The 24,523-nt window shown below is 36.5% G+C and carries 23 protein-coding genes and 1 pseudogene; 13 read left to right on the plus strand and 11 right to left on the minus strand.

Features of this window, described 5'->3' with window-relative positions:
* Window positions 1-314: 314 nt before the first annotated feature.
* On the minus strand, window positions 315-452 hold the full coding sequence (locus tag D9782_RS22945; protein WP_162986396.1) for a hypothetical protein: 138 nt from the start codon (window positions 450-452) through the stop codon (window positions 315-317).
* A 369-nt stretch (window positions 453-821) separates the two neighbouring features.
* Here D9782_RS22945 and D9782_RS13250 point away from each other — a divergent pair, with 369 nt between their 5' ends.
* The 3 genes from D9782_RS13250 (at window position 822) to D9782_RS13260 (ending at window position 4,444) form a co-directional block, all read left to right on the plus strand.
* The gene (locus D9782_RS13250; RefSeq protein ID WP_121604982.1) at window positions 822-2,075 is read left to right on the plus strand and encodes a YeeE/YedE family protein; all 1,254 of its coding nucleotides are present in this window, start codon (window positions 822-824) and stop codon (window positions 2,073-2,075) included.
* Window positions 2,076-2,303: 228 nt separating this feature from the next.
* A complete protein-coding gene (locus D9782_RS13255) occupies window positions 2,304-3,677 on the plus strand; it encodes an alkaline phosphatase (RefSeq protein WP_240455738.1) in 1,374 nt (457 codons plus the stop codon).
* 83 nt (window positions 3,678-3,760) lie between these two features.
* Window positions 3,761-4,444 (plus strand): hypothetical protein, encoded by a 684-nt coding sequence (locus D9782_RS13260; protein WP_051388383.1) that lies wholly within the window; start codon window positions 3,761-3,763, stop codon window positions 4,442-4,444.
* A 223-nt stretch (window positions 4,445-4,667) separates the two neighbouring features.
* Here D9782_RS13260 and D9782_RS13265 read toward each other — a convergent pair.
* Window positions 4,668-6,184, minus strand: a pseudogene (locus D9782_RS13265) (multicopper oxidase family protein).
* A gap of 405 nt (window positions 6,185-6,589) precedes the next feature.
* Between D9782_RS13265 and D9782_RS13270 the strand changes: the two are divergent.
* A complete protein-coding gene (locus D9782_RS13270; RefSeq protein ID WP_121604983.1) occupies window positions 6,590-7,363 on the plus strand; it encodes a class I SAM-dependent methyltransferase in 774 nt (257 codons plus the stop codon).
* Window positions 7,364-7,527: 164 nt separating this feature from the next.
* Here the strand turns inward: D9782_RS13270 and D9782_RS13275 are convergent, their stop codons facing one another.
* Window positions 7,528-8,073 (minus strand): GNAT family N-acetyltransferase, encoded by a 546-nt coding sequence (locus tag D9782_RS13275; protein ID WP_026682195.1) that lies wholly within the window; start codon window positions 8,071-8,073, stop codon window positions 7,528-7,530.
* A 99-nt stretch (window positions 8,074-8,172) separates the two neighbouring features.
* On the opposite strand from D9782_RS13275, the gene D9782_RS13280 reads away from it, so the two are divergent.
* Window positions 8,173-8,946, plus strand: coding sequence for an aminoglycoside adenylyltransferase domain-containing protein (locus D9782_RS13280; RefSeq protein WP_121604984.1), 774 nt, complete (start codon window positions 8,173-8,175; stop codon window positions 8,944-8,946).
* Window positions 8,947-9,113: 167 nt separating this feature from the next.
* Here the strand turns inward: D9782_RS13280 and D9782_RS13285 are convergent, their stop codons facing one another.
* From D9782_RS13285 to D9782_RS13305, 5 genes are all read right to left on the minus strand, one after another.
* On the minus strand, window positions 9,114-10,244 hold the full coding sequence (locus tag D9782_RS13285) for a Ger(x)C family spore germination protein (RefSeq protein ID WP_121604985.1): 1,131 nt from the start codon (window positions 10,242-10,244) through the stop codon (window positions 9,114-9,116).
* Window positions 10,244-11,701 (minus strand): spore germination protein, encoded by a 1,458-nt coding sequence (locus D9782_RS13290; RefSeq protein WP_121604986.1) that lies wholly within the window; start codon window positions 11,699-11,701, stop codon window positions 10,244-10,246. The genes D9782_RS13285 and D9782_RS13290 overlap by 1 nt, the downstream gene beginning before the upstream one ends.
* A complete protein-coding gene (locus tag D9782_RS13295; protein WP_121604987.1) occupies window positions 11,688-12,779 on the minus strand; it encodes a GerAB/ArcD/ProY family transporter in 1,092 nt (363 codons plus the stop codon). The genes D9782_RS13290 and D9782_RS13295 overlap by 14 nt, the downstream gene beginning before the upstream one ends.
* Before the next feature lie 161 nt (window positions 12,780-12,940).
* Window positions 12,941-13,807 carry an SDR family oxidoreductase gene (locus D9782_RS13300; RefSeq protein ID WP_121604988.1) on the minus strand — a complete coding sequence of 289 codons (867 nt, stop codon included), beginning with the start codon at window positions 13,805-13,807 and terminating at the stop codon, window positions 12,941-12,943.
* Between the two features lie 162 nt (window positions 13,808-13,969).
* The gene (locus D9782_RS13305; RefSeq protein WP_121604989.1) at window positions 13,970-14,767 is read right to left on the minus strand and encodes a cytochrome c oxidase assembly protein; all 798 of its coding nucleotides are present in this window, start codon (window positions 14,765-14,767) and stop codon (window positions 13,970-13,972) included.
* A gap of 249 nt (window positions 14,768-15,016) precedes the next feature.
* Here D9782_RS13305 and D9782_RS13310 point away from each other — a divergent pair, with 249 nt between their 5' ends.
* The 5 genes from D9782_RS13310 to D9782_RS13330 all read left to right on the plus strand — a co-directional run bounded on the left by D9782_RS13310 (window position 15,017) and on the right by D9782_RS13330 (window position 19,040).
* Window positions 15,017-15,604 carry a DeoR family transcriptional regulator gene (locus tag D9782_RS13310; protein ID WP_026682188.1) on the plus strand — a complete coding sequence of 196 codons (588 nt, stop codon included), beginning with the start codon at window positions 15,017-15,019 and terminating at the stop codon, window positions 15,602-15,604.
* Window positions 15,605-15,636: 32 nt separating this feature from the next.
* On the plus strand, window positions 15,637-16,419 hold the full coding sequence (locus D9782_RS13315) for a FixH family protein (protein ID WP_026682187.1): 783 nt from the start codon (window positions 15,637-15,639) through the stop codon (window positions 16,417-16,419).
* 672 nt (window positions 16,420-17,091) lie between these two features.
* A complete protein-coding gene (locus tag D9782_RS13320) occupies window positions 17,092-17,673 on the plus strand; it encodes a hypothetical protein (protein ID WP_121604990.1) in 582 nt (193 codons plus the stop codon).
* Window positions 17,674-17,690: 17 nt separating this feature from the next.
* The gene (locus D9782_RS13325) at window positions 17,691-18,248 is read left to right on the plus strand and encodes a histidine phosphatase family protein (protein ID WP_121604991.1); all 558 of its coding nucleotides are present in this window, start codon (window positions 17,691-17,693) and stop codon (window positions 18,246-18,248) included.
* Between the two features lie 78 nt (window positions 18,249-18,326).
* A complete protein-coding gene (locus tag D9782_RS13330; protein ID WP_121604992.1) occupies window positions 18,327-19,040 on the plus strand; it encodes a class I SAM-dependent methyltransferase in 714 nt (237 codons plus the stop codon).
* A gap of 360 nt (window positions 19,041-19,400) precedes the next feature.
* Here the strand turns inward: D9782_RS13330 and D9782_RS13335 are convergent, their stop codons facing one another.
* From D9782_RS13335 to spoIIP, 3 genes are all read right to left on the minus strand, one after another.
* Entirely contained in the window at window positions 19,401-20,948 is a 1,548-nt protein-coding gene (locus tag D9782_RS13335) for a flotillin lipid rafts scaffold protein FloT (protein ID WP_121604993.1), read from the minus strand.
* 59 nt (window positions 20,949-21,007) lie between these two features.
* On the minus strand, window positions 21,008-21,553 hold the full coding sequence (locus tag D9782_RS13340; protein WP_121604994.1) for an NfeD family membrane protein: 546 nt from the start codon (window positions 21,551-21,553) through the stop codon (window positions 21,008-21,010).
* A gap of 295 nt (window positions 21,554-21,848) precedes the next feature.
* Window positions 21,849-22,976, minus strand: coding sequence for a stage II sporulation protein P (gene spoIIP / locus D9782_RS13345; protein ID WP_121604995.1), 1,128 nt, complete (start codon window positions 22,974-22,976; stop codon window positions 21,849-21,851).
* Between the two features lie 197 nt (window positions 22,977-23,173).
* Here spoIIP and D9782_RS13350 point away from each other — a divergent pair, with 197 nt between their 5' ends.
* The 3 genes from D9782_RS13350 to D9782_RS13360 are packed head-to-tail and all read left to right on the plus strand — an operon-like array spanning window position 23,174 to window position 24,414.
* A complete protein-coding gene (locus tag D9782_RS13350) occupies window positions 23,174-23,572 on the plus strand; it encodes a VOC family protein (RefSeq protein ID WP_026682181.1) in 399 nt (132 codons plus the stop codon).
* 13 nt (window positions 23,573-23,585) lie between these two features.
* Window positions 23,586-23,921, plus strand: coding sequence for an ArsR/SmtB family transcription factor (locus D9782_RS13355; protein ID WP_026682180.1), 336 nt, complete (start codon window positions 23,586-23,588; stop codon window positions 23,919-23,921).
* Between the two features lie 10 nt (window positions 23,922-23,931).
* Complete coding sequence (locus D9782_RS13360) at window positions 23,932-24,414, plus strand: SRPBCC family protein (protein WP_121604996.1); 483 nt, start codon at window positions 23,932-23,934, stop codon at window positions 24,412-24,414.
* Window positions 24,415-24,523: the final 109 nt, after the last annotated feature.

The raw sequence follows: 24,523 nt of genomic DNA on the forward strand, positions 1-24,523 counted from the left end.
ACGAAACTAAAATAGCTAAACCAAAAGCCGAACGATAAAAAATGTTCATACGATGCGCAGTCAAAATACGTAGACTCCTTGAAAAAGAAGAGCACTTTTCTGCCTGCGATGTATCGCTTCTGAAGGCTTCCTTATCTTACGGCAAAAGTACGACTGAAGATCCTACAGGAAAGCGAAGCATTTTGACTAAGCGATGAATAAACTACCGAGATCCAAAACAAAAACCCAACCTTATCTAAAATATTCAGATGAAGTTTGGGTTATTCATCGCTTAAAAATTCTTGCGTCACAGCCACAGATAGCGATTTTTCTATTTACTTTCGTTTTTTCTGTTCAATTGTATTAAATTCATTCTCGCTTGCAAATTCTACGTGATCCTGTTGTTTATTATGTTTGTTTCTGTTATTTTGCTTATTCTTATCTTTATTGCGATTTTTGTTTTCCTCAGACATGTAAAAACCTCCTTATTCGTTTAGATAGTTTAGCGATGCCCAAAGCATAAAAAATTATGTATCACTATACGAAATAACGATAACGATAACGTAATAACGCTTTATTATACTATGTTGAATTAATTTTTAAGCTTTTTCCTCTAGTCAAAGCTAGTGAATCTCTTCGTGTGATATAAACGTTTTGCCATTTGAGAAGCTGTTACTACATGGAGGTTCATTATTTCGATCGTACCAATAAATAGGTCTATTATCCAGATCTTCTCCGTTAAATTCGGACCAATATGCATAGCGAATTATTGACAGTAATCTGCATAGCAGTTATCATAATGAAATAAATCTGACTAATTTCATCAGAAAAGGGTGTTTTGGATGTCGACAAAGATTCAACCAATCAGAGAAGTAAAAGATCCAATTCCTAAAAATACAACGAAGTTAAATAAACCACAAATTTCTTTAATTATTGGGGGGATACTGGTAGGAGCGATTCTGCTAATCTACTTATTCGCTAAGCAACCTATTACTCAGCCGTTACTGTTAATAATCGGGCTATTGCTTGGTTATACGTTATTCCATGCGCGTTTTGGCTTTACTTCCGCTTTTAGAAGATTTATGTCAGTAGGTAATGGGCAAGCACTACGTTCACATATGCTCATGCTAGCAATTGCAGTGACATTATTTGCACCTATTTTAGCGTTTGGTCATTCCTTCTTTGGTGGAGAAGTCGCTGGCTACGTATCACCAGTAGGTATAAGTCTATTAGTAGGCGCCTTCATGTTTGGAATAGGGATGCAACTTGGTGGTGGTTGTGCTTCAGGAACATTATATGCTGTTGGTGGGGGACGATCCGTCATGTTTGTAACCTTACTTTTCTTTATTATCGGTTCCACCATTGGAGCGAAGCATCTCCTGTTTTGGACAGAAGAATTACCAGCTTTTGAACCTATTTCATTAGCAACCTCAACAGGACTTGGGTATGGTGGTGCTTGGATTGTATCCATTGCATTATTTGGATTAATCGCTTGGATTACGTTTAAAGTGGAAAGAAAAAGAAAAGCACCTAAGATGGCACCTGTTCCTTCAACAAACGGTTGGAAACGTATCTTACGAGGTTCTTGGCCATTATTTGTAGCAGCTAGCATATTAGCTATATTAAATGCTCTTACACTACTTACGCGTGGAGCTCCATGGGGAATTACATCAGCATTTGCGCTATGGGGTTCTAAGGTAGCACAATTCTTTGGTGTCGACGTTGCTAGTTGGGGCTATTGGCAGGGAGCAAATGCTCAGGTACTAGAATCGTCTATATTCACAGACTCTACCACTGTACTAAATTTAGGTGTTATTCTTGGTGCGTTTCTTGCCTCAGCAGCTGGTGGGTTACTTAAATTTACAAAATTAAACTTCAAAAACGTAGTAGCTTCTATGCTTGGAGGGCTATTAATGGGCTATGGAGCTCGCCTTGCATTTGGCTGTAATATTGGCGCTTATTTTGGAGGGATAGCTTCTTTTAGCCTACACGGTTATGTCTGGGGGATCTTAGCATTAGCTGGTACATTTTTAGCCCTATACCTTCGACCATTATTTGGATTATCAGTCCCAAAATCAAAGGATTCCTTTTGCTAAATGAATGGTGTAAAAGTTAAAAACTGTCGCTTGATAGGATATCACTACAAGCGGCAGTTTGTTGTTTTCTGAAGAGAACTTAGAAGAAAACTTAAAGTGATGTGGCTTTTTGACCAGGAATTTTTTCCCTTTTATTTTTACTCTATTCTTATATACTCTTAACCATAGATTAATAGTTTCTCTGTAAAATCTGTAATGGAGTCCAAATACAAATGAGGAGGAATTGTTTTGATCAACAAAAGGTGTGGGAAAAGATTACTAACCTTAACAGTTATCACTTCTTTAGTACTTGGTAGTTTTATAGCTGCAGGTCAAGAGGTGGAAGCGAAGAGGCATTATCCTAGTCAAGCAAAAGTCAAAAATGTCATCTTTATGATAGGAGACGGCATGGGGCCAACATACAATACAGCATATCGGTCATTTAAGAATAATCCATCGCCTTATCTGGAGGAAACTGCTTTTGATCAGCATTTAGTGGGAATGCAGCAAACCTATTCTTGGGATTCAGAAGAGAGTATTACAGATTCAGCGGCAGCTGCAACTTCGTTATCCTCTGGGATTAAAACATATAATGGTGCAATTGCCGTTAATATGAAAAAGAATGAAGTAAAGACAGTATTAGAAGAAGCAAAAGATAGAGGAAAAAGAACAGGACTTGTTTCTACATCACAAGTAAATCATGCTACTCCAGCCTCTTTTGGAGCTCATGATAAGTCACGTCATAATTATAATGATATTGCTGATGATTATATAGATGAAAAAGTAGATGGTAAGCATAAAGTGGATGTTATTTTAGGAGGGGGTATCTCCTATTTTGAAAGAAAGGATCGCAATCTAGCAGAAGAATTTCAAGATGCCGGATATAGCTATGTAAATACAAGAGAAGAATTAGTAGCTGATACGAATAAGCAAATCTTAGGTTTGTTTGCTCCGGTTGGGCTAGATAAAGCAATTGATCGACCACAAGAGCAGCCATCTCTAGAAGAAATGACGGATACAGCAATAGATCGCTTGAGCACAAACAAAGATGGTTTCTTTTTAATGGTAGAAGGCAGTCAAATAGATTGGGCGGGTCATGATAATGATATCGTTGGTGCGATGAGTGAAATGAAAGACTTTGAGAAAGCTTATGAAAGAGCGATTGATTTTGCAGAAAAAGACAAGCAGACGTTAGTAATCACTACTGCTGACCATTCTACTGGTGGTTTAGTGATGGGGGTCGATGGAGAATATAAATGGGATCCAACACCCTTGAGAGCAGCTAAACGTACTCCTGATTTTATGGCAGCTGAGATTAGTGACGGCAAGGATGTTAAAGAGGTTTTGGATCAATATATTGACTTGGATCTAACAGCGGAAGAAATAGAATCTGTAAAAAAAGCGGTTGAAACTGACGATACAACAGAAATTGATAATGCGATTGAACGAATTTTTGATGTGCGTTCTGGTACTGGATGGACAACTGGCGGACATGATGGTGTAGATGTAAATGTATATGCTTATGGTCCACAGGCAGATCAGTTTATTGGCTTAAATGATAACCATGAGGTTGGGCGCAAGGTGATGGATATATTAAAAAATATTCGAAGCGCCAAGCCATAACCTAAATAACTATGTATACCATGATCCCGTTACTTAAGCAGCGGGATCATTTACATAAATGGAGGCAGGAGGGGCTTAGATTAATGATTAAATGGTTACTTATGCTGATAGCTATTCTAGTTGTATTTGGTTGTGCTAGGCATGATGAAAACGCGGAAGCAGAAAATGGTGCTGTAAATTCTGAACAAAAAGGAAAAGGGATGCAAGCAATAAAAGAGGAAGAGAAAGAAGTTGATCAATATATAAATAATCCACAGGCACCTGATACGAGGTCATTGAAAGAAATTGGTGATACATATGAAGATGAAGATGGCAAGGTTACTTTAGTAGCAAGCACAGACGATAGTAAAAGACTAGAAATTGGACCAATTGAGCTCACATATAAGAATTTGAAGGTGATGGAATATAGACCTGCTCTTCATTTGATAGATTACTTCCATCAATTCACTCATCATGAAGATAGATTTAATTACTTGAAGCTACAAGTAAAGATTCAGAACAAAAGTGAACAAACGATTAATGTTGCACCTGTATCGGTATTGGAGACGAGTGAAGGGGAACTAAAGGGTTTTGAAGATGATTTTTATCTACAAGAACTTCATGGAAAGCTATCACCTGGACAGGTGAAAACAGGTGAACTTGCATATATTCTTGAGAAATCAGATCCAGAACAGTTAAACTCCATTTCAATAACGACAAGTGATGTGTATGAAGACAATAAACAACAAGCAATAGAAAAGGGAAAGAAAGTGGAACTGGCGTTTTAAATTATCTATGCTTACCTCACGTTAACAGGCAGTAAGACAATTTCAAGATATTCACGGGTATTCCAACGTAGAAAGAATTCGTGAGCCTTCTTCGTACGTTAGCGCAAGAAGGCTCACTATCTACCATGGATAGCAAAGAATATTTTCCCAGCAGCTTCGTAGCACGAACTATTTTCAACCTGTTTGTTTTTTCATAGATTAATATGCTGGTTTTCTAAGCGTCCTATTGGTTGTTAGGATCTATTACTTTAAATGGCCGCATCATATCATAGTCCTCATGCTCTAAAATATGGCAATGCCAAACGTATTTTCCAGTATAAGGTGCGAATTTACTTATTACTCTTGTAATCTGTGCTGATGGAGCTGAAATTGTATCTTTCCATCCTTTTTCATTTGGCTGAGGAGGAGCAGGTAAGTCCGTGTAGATAATCCTTCCATCCTTATTATATTGCGCCAAATCAAAGGCTCTCCTATCTAATAATTGAAATTGAACAAGGTGTATATGGATAGGGTGGCTGAAACCGGTAACATTTATGATTGACCAGATTTCTGTTGAGCCTAATTCTGGTGTCTCAGTAATTGGATCTCCCCACTTTTTATTATCTAATAGTAGCAGTGGTCGCCCATAGTCATCATTTAATCCTATGAGTTTTAGATTACGAACCGCTTTAATTTTATTTTGTTTGAGAGAGGGTATGGTTGATAAGTAGGTTGGAATAAATAGTATGGTCTCGTTGTTTTAGTGGTAGTTGCACTCTAAATTGCATGATCTCGTTTGTTTCATCATCTGGATCAGCATTGGGTCCAAGGTCATTTTTCAAAATAATAGAGTTCTCTTTATACTTGCTGAAATCAACAATTACATCAACACGTTCAGCTGGCTCGATATTTATCGTATTTGCCTTAACCGTATTGGGGAGAAAACCTCCGTCTGAACCAATTTGATATAGGGGGGCACCAGAACTAAGGTATAATTGATATCCCCTTGTATTCGACGCGTTAAGAATCCGAAAACGATATTTCCTTGGTTCTACTTCAAAATACGGCCATATTTTACCATTAACGAGTATTTTATCACCAATAAATGCAGGTGAAATAGATGGATTTGGTGTGTTCGTAGTGGGATTATTAGGCTGTGCTGGATAGTAAAGAGATCCATCTTCATTAGTGGTACGATCCATGATAATGAGTGGAATTTCATAAGGATCGTTTGGAATATTCATTTCTCTCTCCTGAGTACCTCGAATAATGTACATTCCGGCAAGTCCTGCATACACATTTAATCTCGTAATCCCCATAGCATGGTCATGATACCAAAGTGTTGTAGCACGCTGTTTGTTTGGATAATGATACACTTGCTGTTGGAATGCAGGCCCTACTTTCTTAAAATCCTTTGTAAACCAAGCTTCAGGGTAACCATCACTTTCTGGGGTAGTTACACTACCGTGTAAATGAGTTACTGTTCGAACTTCTGGTTGATGAGCTAAATGATGAATGGATTTATCAACTGGCAGTAAATGTTTATCAGGAAGGTTGTTTATCCACTTAATATGCATTTGATTACCTTGATCAGTATCAATCGTAGGTCCAGGAAATTGTCTGTTATATCCCCATAATGTTGTCGGTCTTAAATCACGATGTAGTTTTTGTCTGAATTCTTCCATCCTTATTTCTAAATAAGAATAATCCTTTTATTGATTTCATAATAGGCAATTTATCAACAAATTTTGTTAGCTTCAAATAAGAACCCCCTTCGCAAAATTTGGGTGATAATACAGTAGATGTAAAGTAATGGTGTAAAGGTTGGGCGTTCTTCCTAATTCGTCATTTTCATTTTATCCCGCATATAACTGGCAGTAAAATCCTCACATCAAGCAATAGTGAATGCAATATGGGTAAGTGTGGATCAACTGCCAGTAAATGTCCGATTGGTTTAAAGGACTTTAGGTCATACCCTTGTGGTACTACCAATCCGTGGGGGATAAACGCCCTTCCACGGATTGAAGTTTCACACTCTCTATATACACATTTACATGCATGGTGATTGTTATCTCTTATATATTTAAATAGAAATATACGATTATATTTATCGTGACTATTACGCTACAATTGAATTAACATGCAGATGATAAGGAGCTGTTTACTATGAATTTTCATGAGTTAGAGCACAAAGAGATGTATGCAACGAGAGAAGCAGATTCTTCATGGATAAATATTGTAACAACTTTAATGAATCAACCTGCTTCACGTATTCGTGCTGCTGATATTGGTTGTGGTGGCGGAATTTATGCCAAAGCGTTGGCAGAAATGGGCATACCCACCGTTATTGGTATTGATTTTTCAGATGTAATGTTAACAGCTGCCAAGCAGAATTGTCAGAATTATTCACAACTATCATTTAAAAAAGGTAATGCGTATAGTACAGGTTTACAAGAAAGTAGCGTTGACCTCGTTCTACAAAGAGCGCTCATTCATCATTTGAAGGATTTACCGGCTTGCTTTCGTGAGGCATATCGAATTTTACAAAAAGATGGAGTGTACCTTATTCAAGATAGGACGATAAGCGATTGCTTGAGAGATGGCGATACTAAACATATTAGAGGGTGGTTATATTCGCTATTTCCCCGGTTAATTAATTATGAAGAAAAAAGACGATTCTCGAGTGATGTGATTATAAATTCATTAAAAGATGCGGGATTTAAAGATATCGAAGAGCTACAATTGAAGGAAACTAGAAAAATATACCCTTCTAAAGAACTTTTATTTACGGATATTAGAAGAAGAAATGGGAAAAGTATTCTTTATCAACTGTCTGATCAAGAAATTGAAAAATTTATATCCTATTTAAATACAACTTTAAAAACAGCAGGAGAAATTACGGAAGTAGATTATTGGACGATCTGGAAGGCAGTAAAATAAATAATATATACTCATAAAAGAATCGATGAACGTTCTCACCGATTCTTTTAGAATTATCCAATATGCATGCTTATACTCCGTAGAAGGAAATGTATCGTTTCCTTCTGCCTAATAACACAATTAATTATAAAGAACAGCCGGCTTACGGACAAAAGGTTATATAGTTAATGAGACGAGAGATCATCTTTAATCAAACTATATACATAATGATCCACATATGTATCATACAGCCACTCTGCTTTTCTTAATTGTCCTTCTCTATGAAAACCAAGTCGCTGCGGAATAGCGGCACTTCTAATATTCTTCGTTGCTACCCGAACTTCGATTCTATTTAATTGTAACTCTAAGAAGCAATAGTTGATTATAGCTTTGCATGCACTTGTAATTAATCCTTTTCCTTGAAACTTTTCCCCTAGCCAGTAACCAATTGATGTAGAGCGATTTCCCCAATCAATATGATGAAGGCCAATCACTCCAGCTAATTCTCCCTTATACCATATTCCTAAGTGTAACCCCGTATTATTGCTGAACTGTTTCAGTGCACTGTCAATGAAGGCTAAGGAATGTTCGACAGTCTGTGTTTGATCAATCCATGGTAGCCATTTTCGAAGATGATTTCTTGATTGATCGGTTAAATAAAATAATTGGTTTGCATGACGGTGTTCTAACAATTGTAAACCTGCTTCAGGGCTCAGCTGATGATAAAACATAGTCGCTTTCTCCTTTCCTATTTACCTAACATGCTCTGCATGCTAAGCTTTAACTACTTCTATTGTAACGGAATGGATGGCAGTTAGGGGGAGATCTTTATGAATATGGATGAAACGTTGCAAAACATTGTTCATGCTTTCCAAACATGTTTAGGGGAAAAACTAGATGGTATTTATTTACATGGTTCGTTAGCTATGGGGTGTTATAATCCGCTTCATAGCGATATAGATCTATTAGTTCTTGTGGGAAAACAACTATCGTTGGATGAAAAGAAGCATATAATTAAACAATTGATCGACTTAGAAGATAGGTTTGCTGTACGTATAGAAATGAGTATGATGTTGCAATCCACCTTATACCCTTTTTTATATCCAACTCCTTTTGAATTACATTATTCCATGGACCATAAACATTATTATTTACAGAATGAAAACTACCTATGTGCTAATGGTAAAGACTATGATTTAGCAGCGCACATTGTCGTAACCCTTGAACGAGGAGTTACATTATTTGGTGAAGCTAAGCAGCTAGCTTTTCCTGCCATTGATCATACAATATACCTTTCTTCCATTATGAAGGATATCGAAGATGCCTATATTGAAATTCGTAACGCACCTGTTTATTATAGTCTGAATTTATGTCGTGTACTTTATTACTTGAGGGAAAGTGTTGTATCGTCTAAGCAAGAAGCAGGTGAATGGATGTTAGCACAGCTAGCTGATGAAAGAGAGGATTTACATATGGTAGTAGCTCATTCCTTAGCTGATTATTCTTTAAATAAGCAAAAACATGCATGGGATGTTTCTGCATTACAGTTATTTGCTGCATATATGCTTCGTGCTATTGATAGACAATTGGAGAACATAACGTAAATGCTTACCACTAATGTAGAAAAGAAATACAAAGAAAAGGCATATACAAGCGGGAGTGCTTATGGAGAGCAATTAAAAAATATTATACAACATAAACACTTCCCAATAGATTACAGTTTTTTAACTTCGTTAAAATAGCAATAGCAATACATTATCATTGGCTTACCTTATTCATATACTCCCTTTGTCTCTAGATGGAAATCAACCGTAATCTTATGAAGTGATTCAGCTTTTAATGGATACTTGGCTAAATCTTTTGGTTTAACTCGTTGATGGAATAGCTTATTCTTAATGTTATATACGTCAACTCCTTTATTAATACCATTTAAGTATGTTTCGGTTATTTCTTTTTTTATTTGTTTCTTTACTAATTTTTCAATTTTCTTGACTGAAAGTTGCTCCTCCATGTCAGAAAGTGACCCTACAGCTTTCACATGGATGGAAAATTGAAAATCGCTTCCCTTTTTCTCTACACTAAATTCCACATGGGGCTTCATAATTCGAACTGTTCCTTTAATTTGATCATCTTCTACAACATCTATTGTTGTATTTTTCGTATCATTATTGGTCCAGCGAAGTCCTGGTAGTTCATCATGGGATAACCATTCCTTGCCCTTCCCATTATGAATGGGAAATACACCATTCACCTTTAATGTCTTTTTAGGCTTAGGTTCTACGACAGATTCCTTCCAATCTGTTTCATCGATAGAAAGAGCAGGTAATAATGCCGTTCCTCCAGGCTCTTTGTAGATGGAAACAAATTTATGCATGCGGATCGGCCTAATGTAGGAGTTAATAGTATACGTATCCGTGGGCTTATATAAAATGGTGTAGACAGGTGGTAGTTGAAAAAATCCTGTAGCACTTAGGATATCGTCAATCGATTCTTTTGTTCCAAACATCCAAGGAGTGTAACGAAATTGCCCGTTTTTTCGTAATGACTGCTCCGCACGCGTAACTCCTTTCTCAATTACAGATTGCGTATAAATAACAGCACCAACATGTGCCCAATTAATCATTTGCTGTGACGTATGATATAAATTATTAACAGCATCATTAACTGTTTTCCCTTTAGCCCTACCAATGTAAAGAGGAACTTGCTGAGCGGGTTTATTAACATCTTGCTTTGCTACATTGGAAAAGTCTAAAATTTGCACATAAATAATATAGTTTTCATCTTGATAGTCAATTGCCATAGCGGTTGCGTAATTAACCTCGCCAATTTCTTTTTCATCCCAACAACCACTTAAAACAAGTAATAAGAAACTAATTAAAAGTAATTTTTTGATACGCTTCATTATTTATCAGCCTGCCTGTCTGCATCATTCGTATCCAAAATTAATGCTCGTTCATTTTGTTTAACAACAGGGTCTTTTACGACGGCTTTCACAAAATCTTTTTTAGAGAAAGGAGAAACTGGGCTTAAATAAGGAACACCAAATGATTCGAGTTTTGCAAGGTAGCCAAGTGTAAGGAAAACACTAATGAAAAATCCAAACATACCAAATAAGGATGATAGAAGAATCGATCCGATTCTAATTATGGAAACAGTGCCAAAGAGTGCCTGATTTCCTAATGTAAACGTAGCAACTGCCGTAATAGATGAAATAACTAGCATCGTTGGAGAGGTTAAACCGGCACGAATGGCTGCATCTCCTACGATGAGACCACCTACTACGGCTACGGTTTGACCAACTGGTTTCGGTAATCTTACTCCTGCTTCTCTAAATAATTCAAATAATCCAAGCATTAAGAGTAACTCTACTGTCGTATTGAATGGAATACCTAATCTTGAAGCAGCAATTGTAGCTAATAGTGGAAATGGTATCTGGTCAACATTATAAGCAGATAGCGATACCCAAAAAGCTGGTAAGAAGATAGACAGCATAAACCCAACAAGTCTAAGAAACAATTCAAACGTAGCATAATAATACGGTGTATGCTCATCCTCAGAAGTATTTAAAAATAATCCTAAGTTGCCAGGAGCAATAATTACATTTGGTACATTATCAATAAAAATGGCGAACCTACCTATTGCTAAGCTACTTACAACACCATCTGGACGAGATATTGATTGCATAAGGGGAAATAAGGAATAATGAGATTCACCAAGAATACCTAATAACTGATTATCACTTAACAAGATATCAATATCTATATGATTGAGCCTTTTTGTAACTTCATTTATCATATCTTTATTTTGGATATCGCTAAAATAAACTAATTCTACCTTCGTATTACTTCTTTTTCCGATTACAAATGATTTTGAAGTAAGCGAGTTGGTCTTTAAGCGCTTGCGAACTAGTGCTACGTTAGAGCTTATGTCCTCAATAAATGCATCTCTAGGTCCACGTAAAGATACTTCTGCATTCGACTCTTCAGGTGAACGCTTTGGTGGATTCGAAGTATCAAAGAAATAAATATGGTCTGATATTATGAATGCTGAATAGCCGTTAAATATTTTTTCTGGAAGGGTTTGACCGATATTGACCTCATCTTTAGACCACTTTATTTTTTTTGAGCAGTTTATATGTTCTACACCCTTTAGACCATTATGATAATAATTTTCTTGTATTTCAGGTAAAATACTGTTTATTAATAAACTATGTTCAATCATACCGTTGCAGTAAATCACTAACATCGGTTCTTTTTGCTTTGGATTATATAAGAGATGGTTTTCAATGGAGACATCCGAAGAATCTCGAAATAAGTCTCGTATATAGTTTTCTTTTGATTGCTTTTTATTTTTTCGCATGTATAGACATCCTATTCTTCGATAATTTAATCAGGAGTGCGATCGTGCAAGTGATTACAACACCAAAGATACTGCTTCCCAAGTAATAATAGTTAGATAAAAACTTCAAAAATGCCTCATCCGAAATAGGGGCTAACATAAACAGTAAATAGATGAAGCAGATAAAAGCTTGTATAAATAGCCGTTTCTTTTTATTAGTAATGTTAAAGGCTTGGGTAATGAGATATAAGATGATAGCTAAACGGATAAAAGCGCCAGATAACCATTGGTAAATAGATAAAAAATCCAGATGGTTAAAATAGTTTCCAATACCAACAATTCTCCATTGAAAAAAGGCTGGATAACGAATTTTTGCTGCCTCTTCAACGCCAAAAGTAGCTATTGTCCCAAGTAAGGGGCCGGTAGTTAAGATAGATAAAAATAAGATAAGAAAAACTAAATGCTTGAATTGGATTGATTTTGTAACCTGATGTTGAAGTAAATACAATAAAAATAATTCAATAACGGAACCAAATGCGAACAAAGCACCGTGGAGGACGTCTCCCCATCCATTTTCAACCAGTACTGGTGCCACAAGTCGGTAGTTTTTATCGGGAATAGTACCAATTGCTACGAACATACCGAAAAGAATTACTAGAGGTAGCAGAACGCCTGCGCAGATACCAATAACGTTTAGCTTACAATAAGATATATAGAGCGATGCGCCTAAAGTAAACAAGGTGATAACAAGGATTGGTGTAAAAAACAAATACGTTTCATCTGTCCACATAACGGTTTCCTTTAAGGTTATCCAGCCCATAATTAGAAGAAATATAACAATTAAAACAGCAATACCATAACTTAGCGTTTTAGAATAGGTAGAAGATAACCATTGAAATAGCGATTGATCTTGAAACTGCTTTGTAACATAAAGGAACAATGGGGAAAGGGCTAGAAGGAGGCTATAACCAATTAGCACACTAATCCAAGCGTCTCGGCCAGTCGCGTTAATTAAGATTGGTATCACAATAACATGGTTGCTTAAGCCTGTGCTTAACAAGAAAATAGCCATTAATTGTGAAATTGTAATATTACCCATCTATAATCCCCCAACCCGTGTTAATGATGATAATCATATTGTGAGGATATTAGCAAAGTTTATTCATGCTAAAATGCCAAACCAGTAGTTAACTACTAGCTTGGCATTTTTATCCGCATATAACTGGCAGTAATACTTCCATTGATTGAAGTTTCCCCTTATCATTTTATATGCTTATGATGATAGTTACCCCAATGTGGTTTACTGCCATCCCTGTCCGTAAAATTGTAAATATCGGATAATTGCCAGGTAGATAGTGTTTTACCCGAAAAACGACCAACATCAGGATCTGTTGCTAAATGCCTAATCGCTTTACCGATGTAAAAAGGTGTTTCAGATGCTATAAAGTGTTTATCGCTTTTAACACCATCCTGCCAATTATCTTCCGTAACCTGAAATAAATCTAGCATTGCCTCGGAGCGCAGAAACCCTGGAGTAACAGCCAGTGCTATAATCGAATCTTCCTTTAAGTCAGTGGCCATCGCTTGTGCCATATGAATGTTTGAGATCTTAGCTAGACTATAATAGAAGTTCCCTCGATAGGAATAATCTGTCCCATCAGTGATTTCGATCATTATTCCTTGAGGTGCTTTCTTTAATAGTGGAATAGCATAATGTGAAGTAATAATATGTGATTGTACTGCTTGTTGCAGCAACTGTAACCCATCGGACAAATCATGATCTCCTATAGTTTTCCCCCATTCTGTTAACGGATCTCCGCCCCAAATGTCATTCACAAGAATGTCCAGTTGACCCTGTTCATGTTCAATTCTTTGAAATAAGGATTTGACTTGTTTTTCCTTTGTATGATCAGTTTTAACAGCGATGCCGCAGCCACCCGCTTGGCTAACTAACGCTGCTGTTTGCTCGATAGTTTCTGATCGTTGCATAGGTGAAGTATGGTTATTCGTAGTCCTTCCTGTTACATAAACTGTAGCTCCTGCTTCCCCTAACTGGATAGCAATACCACGTCCTGCTCCTCTTGTTCCGCCAGCAACAATGGCAACTTTCCCTGTCAAATTTCCCATCTTATTACTCCTTTCAAATTGATATACTGTTAGTGTAACGGTTAAATATGACACCTAATGTCAACATTGTTCGAAATTGTAGAGAGAACGACATTGTTAGGAAAACCAGTTCCATAGGTTTAAGCAGAGATGGTAGGGCAACAATGAAGCGATGGGATTTGATTAACTACAGTGCTTATTCAAATGAGTGGACAACTTTAACCCAATTTTGTGAATTCCAAGCATCGAAAATCCTGCGATTCCTTGATCTATGCGTGTATCGAAAGAGAAAGGTACCACACTTGTTTGCTCCACTGTTGGAGGAATACATAGTTGGGTGATAACATGATTTAGAAATGGATGATGCATCCCATTAAATAATGCACTAATAATAAATATCATACATGCAGGCATTAGGATCATAGCACTTAATAATACGAATTTCCGCTTTTGCTTTTGGTCAAAGTAAATCTTAGCTTTGGTACTAGCTAATGGCCACCACATGAAAAAAGCTAAAATGAAAAGTGCAACTAAATATGGTATACGAATCATAGGGTATTTGAATATAAACTGCATGACAACAGGTAAGTGATACAGAAAAAATAAGATAGCAAAAAGGAGAAGTGCTGATATCGTTAGCAATTTCATGTTTAGTCGAATTTGGATACCTAAAAAGCTATTCCTAGTACGGACGTGTAGTTTAGGACTACTTCGTATAAACAACGGCGGGATAATAAAATAGACGATACTCATTTGAATCATATGAAAACTAAAGTTAAAATGGCTAATTGCTGATAATGGACTACCTATGGTTAGATAGAAGAGGCATAGGGAGAAGATTAATAATATAGGCTGAGACTTCGTATTTATTGTTAACCTTTTCTTTATGAATAATAGAATATATCCAATGACTATTAATATGAGTGCGCATAATAATGGTATATTCCACTGCTGGCCAACAAGTAACATCTCGATACTCATTTTATCTCTCCTTTAGATTCGTAAGGCATTTATTATAAATTAACAAATACTCACAGATAAAGGAAGGAAAACTATAGTAGAATGTGTTAAGTTTGCAATGAATTCGTGAATTGACTAATAGATAATTCTATTCATAAAGTACATAAATTATTCACAAATAATTCAAAGAAATTACATTGATGATTCCGATTACACATGATATATTTTGTTATAAGATGTTAAATGATGTTATGTAAGGGGGGGTAAATAATGCTGCCGTTGGAGCGTCAAAATCGCATAAAAAAACTTATCTATGAAAAAAAGAATCTAAAAATAGCTGAATTAAGTAAAACATTTGGTGTCTCAGAAATGACAATACATCGTGATGTGAAGGGACTATTAGATCAGGGGATTGTTAAGAAAACATTTGGAGGAATTTCTTTAGTACATACGGAGCATCAGGAAACGAACACTAGTCATGATGCTTGTGTATTTTGTAGCCGGAAAAATAATGATAGGCTAGCTTATCGTTTAATCTTATCTAATGATAAAATCGAAATGGCCTGCTGTGCTCACTGCGGATTATTGCGACATCAACAATTGGGAGATAAGGTAATTCAAGCGATTTGCCCAGACTTTTTTAGACAGACAACTATAAGTGCACCCTCAGCTTGGTTTGTAATGGATACAACATTACATATGGGATGCTGTCAACCGCAGGTTTTAACTTTTGAATGGAAAGAGCATGCCGAAAAATTTGTCAAGGGTTTTGGAGGGGAAGTATATGCCTTCCAAGCAGCTAAAAAAGCTTTATTTGAAAAAATGAATGGTAATACAACTTGTGGTGGGAAGCACTAGTCTTTGAGTCCATTAAAAGAGGAGAATGTCAGATGCACAAGAAATATTTGTTGCTGATTTTAGGAATGATTTTGATGATGGTTCTTGCCGCTTGTGGCGAGAATGAAAAAGATGATACGACAAAAAAGGCTGAAGATGAAGAGGTTAAGTCATTAAATGTAGATTTTGAAGTACCTGAAACAGTTGATCCTGGTGATCCGGTGGAATTAAAAGCAACAGTGACTTATGGTGATGAAAAGGTTACAGATGCCGAAGAAGTGGTTTTCGAAATCTGGGAAAAAGACAAAAAAGATGACAGTATTAAAGTTGAATCTACAAACAATCAAGATGGTACATACACTGCAGAAACAACATTTGATCACGACGGAGAATATGAAATGTATGCTCATACTACCGCAAGGGCGCTTCATACCATGCCGAAAAAAGCAATAATAGTTGGAGATGGCAAAAGTCATGAGGAGCAGGAGGCTGAAAATCATGAACATGACTCAGGAGAGCACGATCATGGTACACATGCAGAAGGATTCTCCATGCACTTTAATAAACTAGAAAATGTAAAAATAGATCAGGATGTGGAAATGACCGTTCATCTACAGATGGATGAACAAGCACTTGAACAAGCAGCTGTGCGCTATGAGGTATGGAAAGAAGGCGAAGAAAAACATGAATGGGTAGATGCAGAAGAGAAAAAGGCTGGTGAATATACTGCAAACCATTCTTTTGGGGAACAGGGTACTTATCATGCTATCATCCATGTTGAAAATGATGAAGGTTTACACGAACACGAGGAATATCAAATAGAAGTAGCTAAATAAAGAATGGGTAACAATTACATGGTGAATTTGTTCACATATTATGAAATGGAAAAAGGAATGTTCATAGAGGAACGTTCCTTGCAGCTTGTAGAGAACCTTTATGTTTTCTACAAGCTTTTTTTGTTGTCTAGGAAACTATAAAATTTGAGCACTATGGATAACTATGGGCGTGTTGAACCGCGTCAAGCTCCAGCGTCTAGAAACTAGGCAGTCTCGCGAATTGCCCTACGATACGCCATCATCGGTTCGCGCGCAACCACACCGTGATTCCTTTATCTCCGTTAACTCTCTACGTTTCTAATCGGGTGCTTGCGCTTTTGTTGTGTGTGTGGGACGAATGCGGAAGTCTCCAGTATTCTCTGTCTTTATACGGAAAAGAATCCCCCTTATCTAACGCCATCTTATATAGGGGAAGACAATCTTCCGTGTTCTGTAGATCTACTTACCTTCATTAGAAAGCCGCTCGCCGTTTCATCGACCTGTTTTTTCGATCCTTCTCATACACGACGTATAACGGTTTTTCAATGTCTTAATTTTGTGTACACCTCTAGGATGATACCTACTTATTCGAGGACTACTATCAATTTAGCGTAAATAAAACGTTACGCGTTGAGTTTCTTTTGTCAGAGTATTATGGATTCGGTATAATAAGTCGAAGAGGAGGCGTGCAGAATGATTTCTTCATTAGTAATGTACATAACCGACACTTTAAATGCAACAAAAGGGACATGGGGGATTGGGGGTTCCCAACTTTTATATCAATACGGCATTGTAGATGAAGTCCATGATTTAGACTTAATCATTCCTGATAATGAGGTACAGCTTTTCACGGGGGCTATGAGATGTATTGGGACAGAAAAGGACGTACAAAAGAAACATCCCTTTTTAACTACGTATTTCTTTAAATTTTGTGTGGATCAGCTAGAAGTAGATGTAATGAGTGAATTTAAGATCGGGCATTCAGATGGGGTATATACGTATGCATTCACCAAAAATTCTATTGTTGAGCATCAAATCAAGGGTAAAAAGGTTCCTTTTTGTAAATTAGAGGATTGGTTTATCCTCTACCAGTTAATCCCGGGAAGAGAGCGAAAAGTAAAACAATTAGAAAATTATTTCCTGGGTAATGGTATCTGTTATCCTAGTATTCTATTAGCTGCAATCGAAGAAAATTTACCTTTGCAAATGAAGAAGCGTATTCAAACTGTGTTAGATAATACGATAGAAGCTAATGGCAATTGGAAATCTAAATGAGGGAAGGAGGATAGTTGATGGTAACAACAATTTATTTGGTAAGGCATGCTCATTCAACGTATACACCTGATGAGTACAATAGAACCTTATCAGCACAAGGTGTAATTGCTGCTAGTCAAGTAACAGATAAACTCACAAAAGAAAACATTCACCATGTCTATTCGAGCCCTTATCGACGAGCTATTCAAACTATTGAAGGGACGGCTAGACAGTTGGACAAAACGATAGGTCTGATTGAAAATGTTAAAGAGCGGATTTTGTCAGATAAACCGGTAAAGGATTTTCAAACAGCCATTACCAAGGTTTGGGGCAATTATGATTTTGCTTTCACAGGTGGTGAGTCCAATTATGAGGCACAACATAGAGGAGTTAAGTCCATTTTTGAACTATTGGAAATTCATCAGAATGAGAATATTGTAATTGGAACACATGGAAATATTATGGTACTCATCATGAACTATTTTGATCGTCGCTATGATTTTTCGTTTTGGGAAAAGCTTGAAATGCCAGCAATCTACAAGCTCGTTTTTAGGGAGAAAGAGCTTCAAGAAATACAAAAAATTGACGTAGACTAGTTCATATAAACAAGCAAGGATAGTTTCCATTTTTCGCGTTAACTATAACATTGGGCTGTTATGAAAGGGGTAGTGCTAATGAAATCCAAAATAAAACAATCGTTTGATCAATTATCCTACGCGTATGAACAAGAGGTTGACAAAGTAAGCTTATACAATAGCCAATATGAAAGACCAGCTATGCTGAAGCAAGTACCTGAGGATTTAACAGGGAAATCAGTTTTGGATGCAGGCTGTGCAGCAGGTTGGTATACAGAACAATTGGTGAAAAGAGGGGGGAGGCTAACAGCAGTTGATCTCAGCCCCAAAATGGTAGCTGCTACAAAGAGAAGAATGGTAGAAACAGTACAGGCATATTGTGTTGATTTAGAAGAAGTACTTCCATTTACGGATAATTCCTATGATATCATTGTTAGTTCTTTAACGCTTCACTACTTAAAAGATTGGCACAAGACCTTCGTTGAATTTAAACGTATATTAAAACCATCTGGCTTACTATTATTTTCTGTACATCACCCACAGATGAAATTCTTATTAGACCATATGACTAATTATTTTAAAGTAGAACTAATGAAGGATAGATGGAAAAAAGCGGGGGTATCCGTCGATGTTTACTCATATAGTAGGCCAATGCAATCTATTTTAAACGATACACTTTCTTATTTCTCACTTGAACAAGTAATTGAACCCCAACCAACACGAAAGTTTAAAGAACAGAATCCAACAGGTTATGAAACATTAATGAAGCAACCACATTTCTTAATCGTAAAGGCACGAAACGATAAAAGATGAGAAATAAACACACACTAAAATTAGTGGGCTGAGACAAATGTGTTTTATCTTGTATATAACTGGCAGTAAGACTGCCAGTTCAAGCAATAAAGTGAAACTTCAATCAGTGGGGAATAAACAAAATCCCCACTGATCAAGGTTTGTTCTGCCCCCTTTGTTTACACAAACCAGGTTCTTTCATCAGTCGAACAAAATACTACGCTTTCTGCGGATAAGGCTTCAGCAACGATACATCGCTTCCATAAATTAGATTTTCTCTCTAACTTCCGTATCTTATCGTTTGGCTCTTGGGTTAATTATGTTAATTTTGTCCCATCTTTGAACAGCGAAAGCTCCTATCCATTAAGTATATCTACATGATTACTTATTGTGATCTATCTCTGCTAATTGTTGTTCGGTGTCATTTTTTCTATACCTTATTTGTTCGAAGTCAGTATTATCTGAAAGATTGTTTTTTCCGGTTATATTTTCTAATAGCTCTTTTACATCAATACCTGAGGAAGCTTTGAGGGATTCCTGCAAGCTTGCCATTAAGTTTGTAGCATATCCAGATACCTTATTAGCACCACCGTCACTTCCACTGCTTCCAGTATCTACAACCGTAAGCTTATCAATATTTGAAAGTGGAGCGGCAATTTCTTTTGCATATTCTGGTAGCATTTTCATTATCATATCTAATATGGCTGCTTGACCATATTGTTCAAATGCCTCTGCAATTTCACGTTTTGCCTCAGCCTCTGCTAATCCAGTAAGTCGGATGACCTCTGCTTCAGATTCTCCTTGTGCTCGTTGAGATTCAGCCTTGGCAAGACCATCAACCCTTACACGCTCTGCATCTGCTCTGGCTTCAGCTTCAATTCGGTATTGATTTGCTTCTGCCTCAGCTATTTGTTTTGTCTTATCGGCGATAGCTGATTGCTCTACCGCATAACGATCTGCGTCTGCTTTCTTCTTAACCTCAGAATCATATTGTCTTTCTCGTCTTTGAATTTCTTTTTCTTCCAATTCAATTTGCTTTTGACGTTCAATGATTTTTATTTCCATTTCATGTTCGGTTACTTCCTGCTTTGCTCGGGCTGTTTCTAAATCATAGGCTTGGTCAGCTCGGGCTTTTGCAATATCCTGTTCTCTACGATAATCAGCAGTTTTCAATTGATTCACTTTTTCTGCCTCGGCGATTTCTGTAGATCTTTCTAATTCAGCCTTTTTCGCGTCTTTCGCTGCTTCAGCGCGTTTTATACGTGTTTCCTTATCCGCTTCTGCTGTAGCTATATCAGCATCTCTCTTTACTTGCGCAATTCTGGGCTTACCAAGTGATTCAAGATAACCATTTTTATCCTTAACATCCTTTATAGTAAATGAGACAATGATTAAGCCCATTTTTGCTAAATCTTGAGATGCAACACGCTGTACTTCCTGTGAGAATTTATCACGGTTTTTGTAAATTTCTTCGACAGTCATTGACCCGAGAATGGAGCGCAAGTGTCCTTCTAAGACCTCTCGTGCTTCATTTTCTCTGTCTTCTTTTGATTTGCCTAAAAACTGTTCTGCGGCAGTTGCAATTTCTCCAATCGATCCACCGATTTTAATAATTGCTGTCCCATCTGCCATAACAGGAACTCCCTGTTCAGTATAAACTTCTGGTGTGGTTACTTCTAATTTACTAGAAAGCAAGCTGAGTGGTTCCGCCTGTTGGAAAACAGGTAGTACAAAGGCACCCCCTCCTCGAATGATCTTAATCTTATTACCTGATTCATCTACATGAACATTTTTCCCACCTAGGTAGCTCCCAGTTACGATTAATGCTTCGTCTGGACCAGCGGTTCGGTATTTTGTGATAAAGACTCCAATTAATGCTAATAATAAGAAAACCGCAACTCCGATAACAATCCAAAATCCTTCAAACATAAATTTCCTCCTCCAACATGTATATTATTAACGTACAATTCCAAATTGGATTTGTAGGGTTAATCAGATTCATAGACTTCCAATTCATCTTCATAAGGTTCTACATAGAGCACACCATTTTTCACCTCAAGTACTAATACTTGAGTGCCTTCATGAATACCTTTTGTTGTATATTGTGTTGCAGGTTTTGATATCATTCCGCTTTTACTTTCAATAACAACTTCCCCATATCCTTCATCAGGAATTGGAATAATGATTTTACCAACTCTTCCAATTAACGATTCTTCTGTGTAACTTAACGATTCCTCAGCTGTAGATAAGGGAATAAGAATAAAAATATTTAATAGTGTATCTAAAATAAGACTTATAACTAGAGATAAACCTATAATAAAAAGACTAGATAATGTAGTAGTGGACTCTAGGATATATCCTGCTGCTGAAAAAAAAGTAATAAATGCTAAGATGAGCACGGGATTTATGAATGGAAAAATTTCACCAATCCCCTCGAGAAAGTCTCCGAAAAAAATGTAAAGAACAGTTAAGAGTCCTGCTATGATAAGTACATATAAATAGACTGTCTCAATTGGTGCACCAAATAGGGACATTCGAATCACATCCTTCATAAAGTTGTTATGCAACTTTTTCTTTAATAGTAATACGTAGTAAAATAAGGAAAAGTTTCGTAATTTTATTAAATTATAAAATATGTAGCGGGAATTATTAGATATATCGCTTGATAAAAATAGATGGAGGAACGCTTGTTTCTATTGAAGAAATCTTCCTTTGCTTTTAAGCGAGATGCTAAGGGATAGAAAAGTAGGAAAACCTGCAAAAATAGGCTATCGAGATTTTCGATAGCCTGAGAAACGTGAAGAGCCCCTTATAGAAAATACATTTCTACTAACCGTCAGCATTTACCTTTTCTGCATTCATATGATAATCACTGATAACTTTAGCTAATGCTTCTGTTGTATTGCTAAGTTCTTCCTTGTTATTATCGACGCCGCCGACCTCAATTAGAATAGATTTTGCAGAGAGATCTTGGTTATAAATACCATTTCCTTCTGACTTATCTTTTAAATAGATACCGCGACTAATTCCTGGATATTTTTCTTTTAGACGATCGTTTAATGCTTCAACAAATTTTAAGTTTTCTTTGTATTTATTGTGTTCTACCCCTACAATGAAATAGAGTTTGGCGTAATTTTTTCCATGAACATTAATAGTAGTTTTTTCTTTTCGTTGTGCATCACGATGAATATCGATTAGATAATTTACATGATTGTTGGATGCCATTACTTCTTCGATGGTTTGACGTGAATATTTATACGAATCATAATAATCCCACCCTTTTTTGTGTAATTCTGCTGTTACATTCGTTGTATCGTGAAATGTAGTTATTCCCTGTTTTTCTAATTGCTCTGTTAATAAAGAGCCCACCATTACAATATTTTTACTATTATCGGTACTTGATGCATCACTAGGTTTTTTCTTTGAATCTCCTAATAAAGGTAGGAAAGCTTCCCAACTATGACTATGATAGATAAATATTTCCGCGTTATCTTTATCATCACTTTCCTCGTTGGGTTGCTCCGTTTTTTTATTATTTGAATCTTCCTTTAGCAAATCTTCAAAATCAGGAGGTGGAGATTCCATTGGTATATTTGTGCTATTTTTGTCTGCTCCTGCCGTATAAATATTATTGGAATAAGCAGTTAATCCCGGCAACTCTAGGTTTAGCAGGCTGTTAAAATTGTTAGGTGTAATCCCTGATGTTCCTTCAAAAAGTAATCGTGAAAACTTTGGAGTTTCCATACCATTTTCCTCCAAATGATTATCCAATTGAGGTATTTCCGTACTCATTATAAAAAGCAAGGCATCTGAAAAAATAGTTGACTCCGTGATTTTACTTATCAATGGTACATGAAAGAGATCAGCATGAATTTTTGGTAGAGTCATAAAAGCCACAAGCAGAAGTAATATGACTGTACTAATAACCGATGTTAGTAGTGTGTTTTTTAGATTCATGATAGAAATCAGCCTTTCCTATTCTTTCTAGATTCTATGCTAGATATCGTTTTTAATAGAACTATAATTCAAAAAAGGTATCAAAATCACTATTTAAGGTGTAAAAAATAATGTTTAACCATTCGGTTGACTATTTGATGGCTATTCTTTATTATTTAACTAATTGGTTAAATAATAAAGAAAGGAATGAAGGAAACATGGGAAAAGTAACCCCCTTTTTAACATTTTCAGGTAATGCAGAAGAGGCAATGAATATTTATACGTCTATATTTAGACAATCAGAAATTAAGGAAATTATACGCTATGGAAAGGGCGAAGTTGGCAGAGAAGGAACTGTACATCAAGCGACTTTTATCATTAATGATCAAACGTTTATGTGTAGTGATAGTGTTGTTAAACATGAATGGTCTTTTACACCTGGTATCTCTTTGTTTGTAGCGTGTGAGTCAAACCAAGAAATAGAGAATGCTTTTCACGAACTTTCTAAGGAAGGGCAAGTGCTTATGCCACTTGACAGCTATCCGTTTAGTGAGAAGTTTGCTTGGATAGACGATAAATTTGGGGTATCTTGGCAACTAAACTTAAATAGTAAATGAATGAGGGATTACGATGGTCGTTAAGCAGCAGGAAGCAAAATTAGATCATGTTTTTCACGCATTGGCTGATCCTACTCGACGGAAGATAATACGTTTAATAGCAGCCCATCCTTGTACCATATCGGAGTTATCTAAACCTTTTCCTATTTCTTTGGCAGCTATTTCCAAGCATATCAAGGTATTGGAAAAGGCAGGGTTAGTAAATCGTCATGTCAAAGGCCGTATTCATAGCTGTAGTATTCAGTTAGAAGGACTTTCTGTAGCTAGAGAATGGCTGCGTTTCTATGAGGACCTGTGGAACAGTCAATTTGATAAATTGGAAATAGAACTAAATAACGATGAGTGTTAGGAGGGGAGAAATGGCGAGTGAATCACAAGTTACATTACAAATGAAGCGTCAATTTTCTGTACGGCCAGAAAGGGTATTCGATGCTTGGCTTGATCCAAACTGTATGAAAAGATGGCTGTTTACTACTTCTGGGTCAAATAAAGTATGTACAAATCATTCAGTTGTCGGTGGGACATGGGAAATTGTTGATCACCGGGATGGTAAGGACTATCGAGCGATAGGTAAGTACTTAGAGATTGAAGAGCCGAAAAAAATTGTATTTACATTTCAGATGCCGCAATTTAGTGAATCAGTGGATAAAATTAAGGTAGAGCTGAAAGAAGTTGAGTCTGGTTGTGAAATGATATTCACGCAATTTATAAATATTCCACATGAGATAGGCCGGGAAGCTGAGGATATGGAGAAGGAGAAAAAATCATATAAAGAGCAGTATAAACATGGATGGAATCTCATGTTTATCAGCCTTGAACAACAAGTAGCTAGGGATAAATAGCACGAAGTCTTTTTGGACTTGTGCTTTTTTTGCTTTAGCATAAAAATAATGAAACATTTAGCAATTATTCACGTAAAAGAAGATAGTGCTTGTGAAGTTTGCTACAATA

The sequence above is a fragment of the Virgibacillus sp. Bac332 genome (genome assembly GCF_003667785.1).
GTDB lineage: Bacteria > Bacillota > Bacilli > Bacillales > Amphibacillaceae > Virgibacillus > Virgibacillus salarius.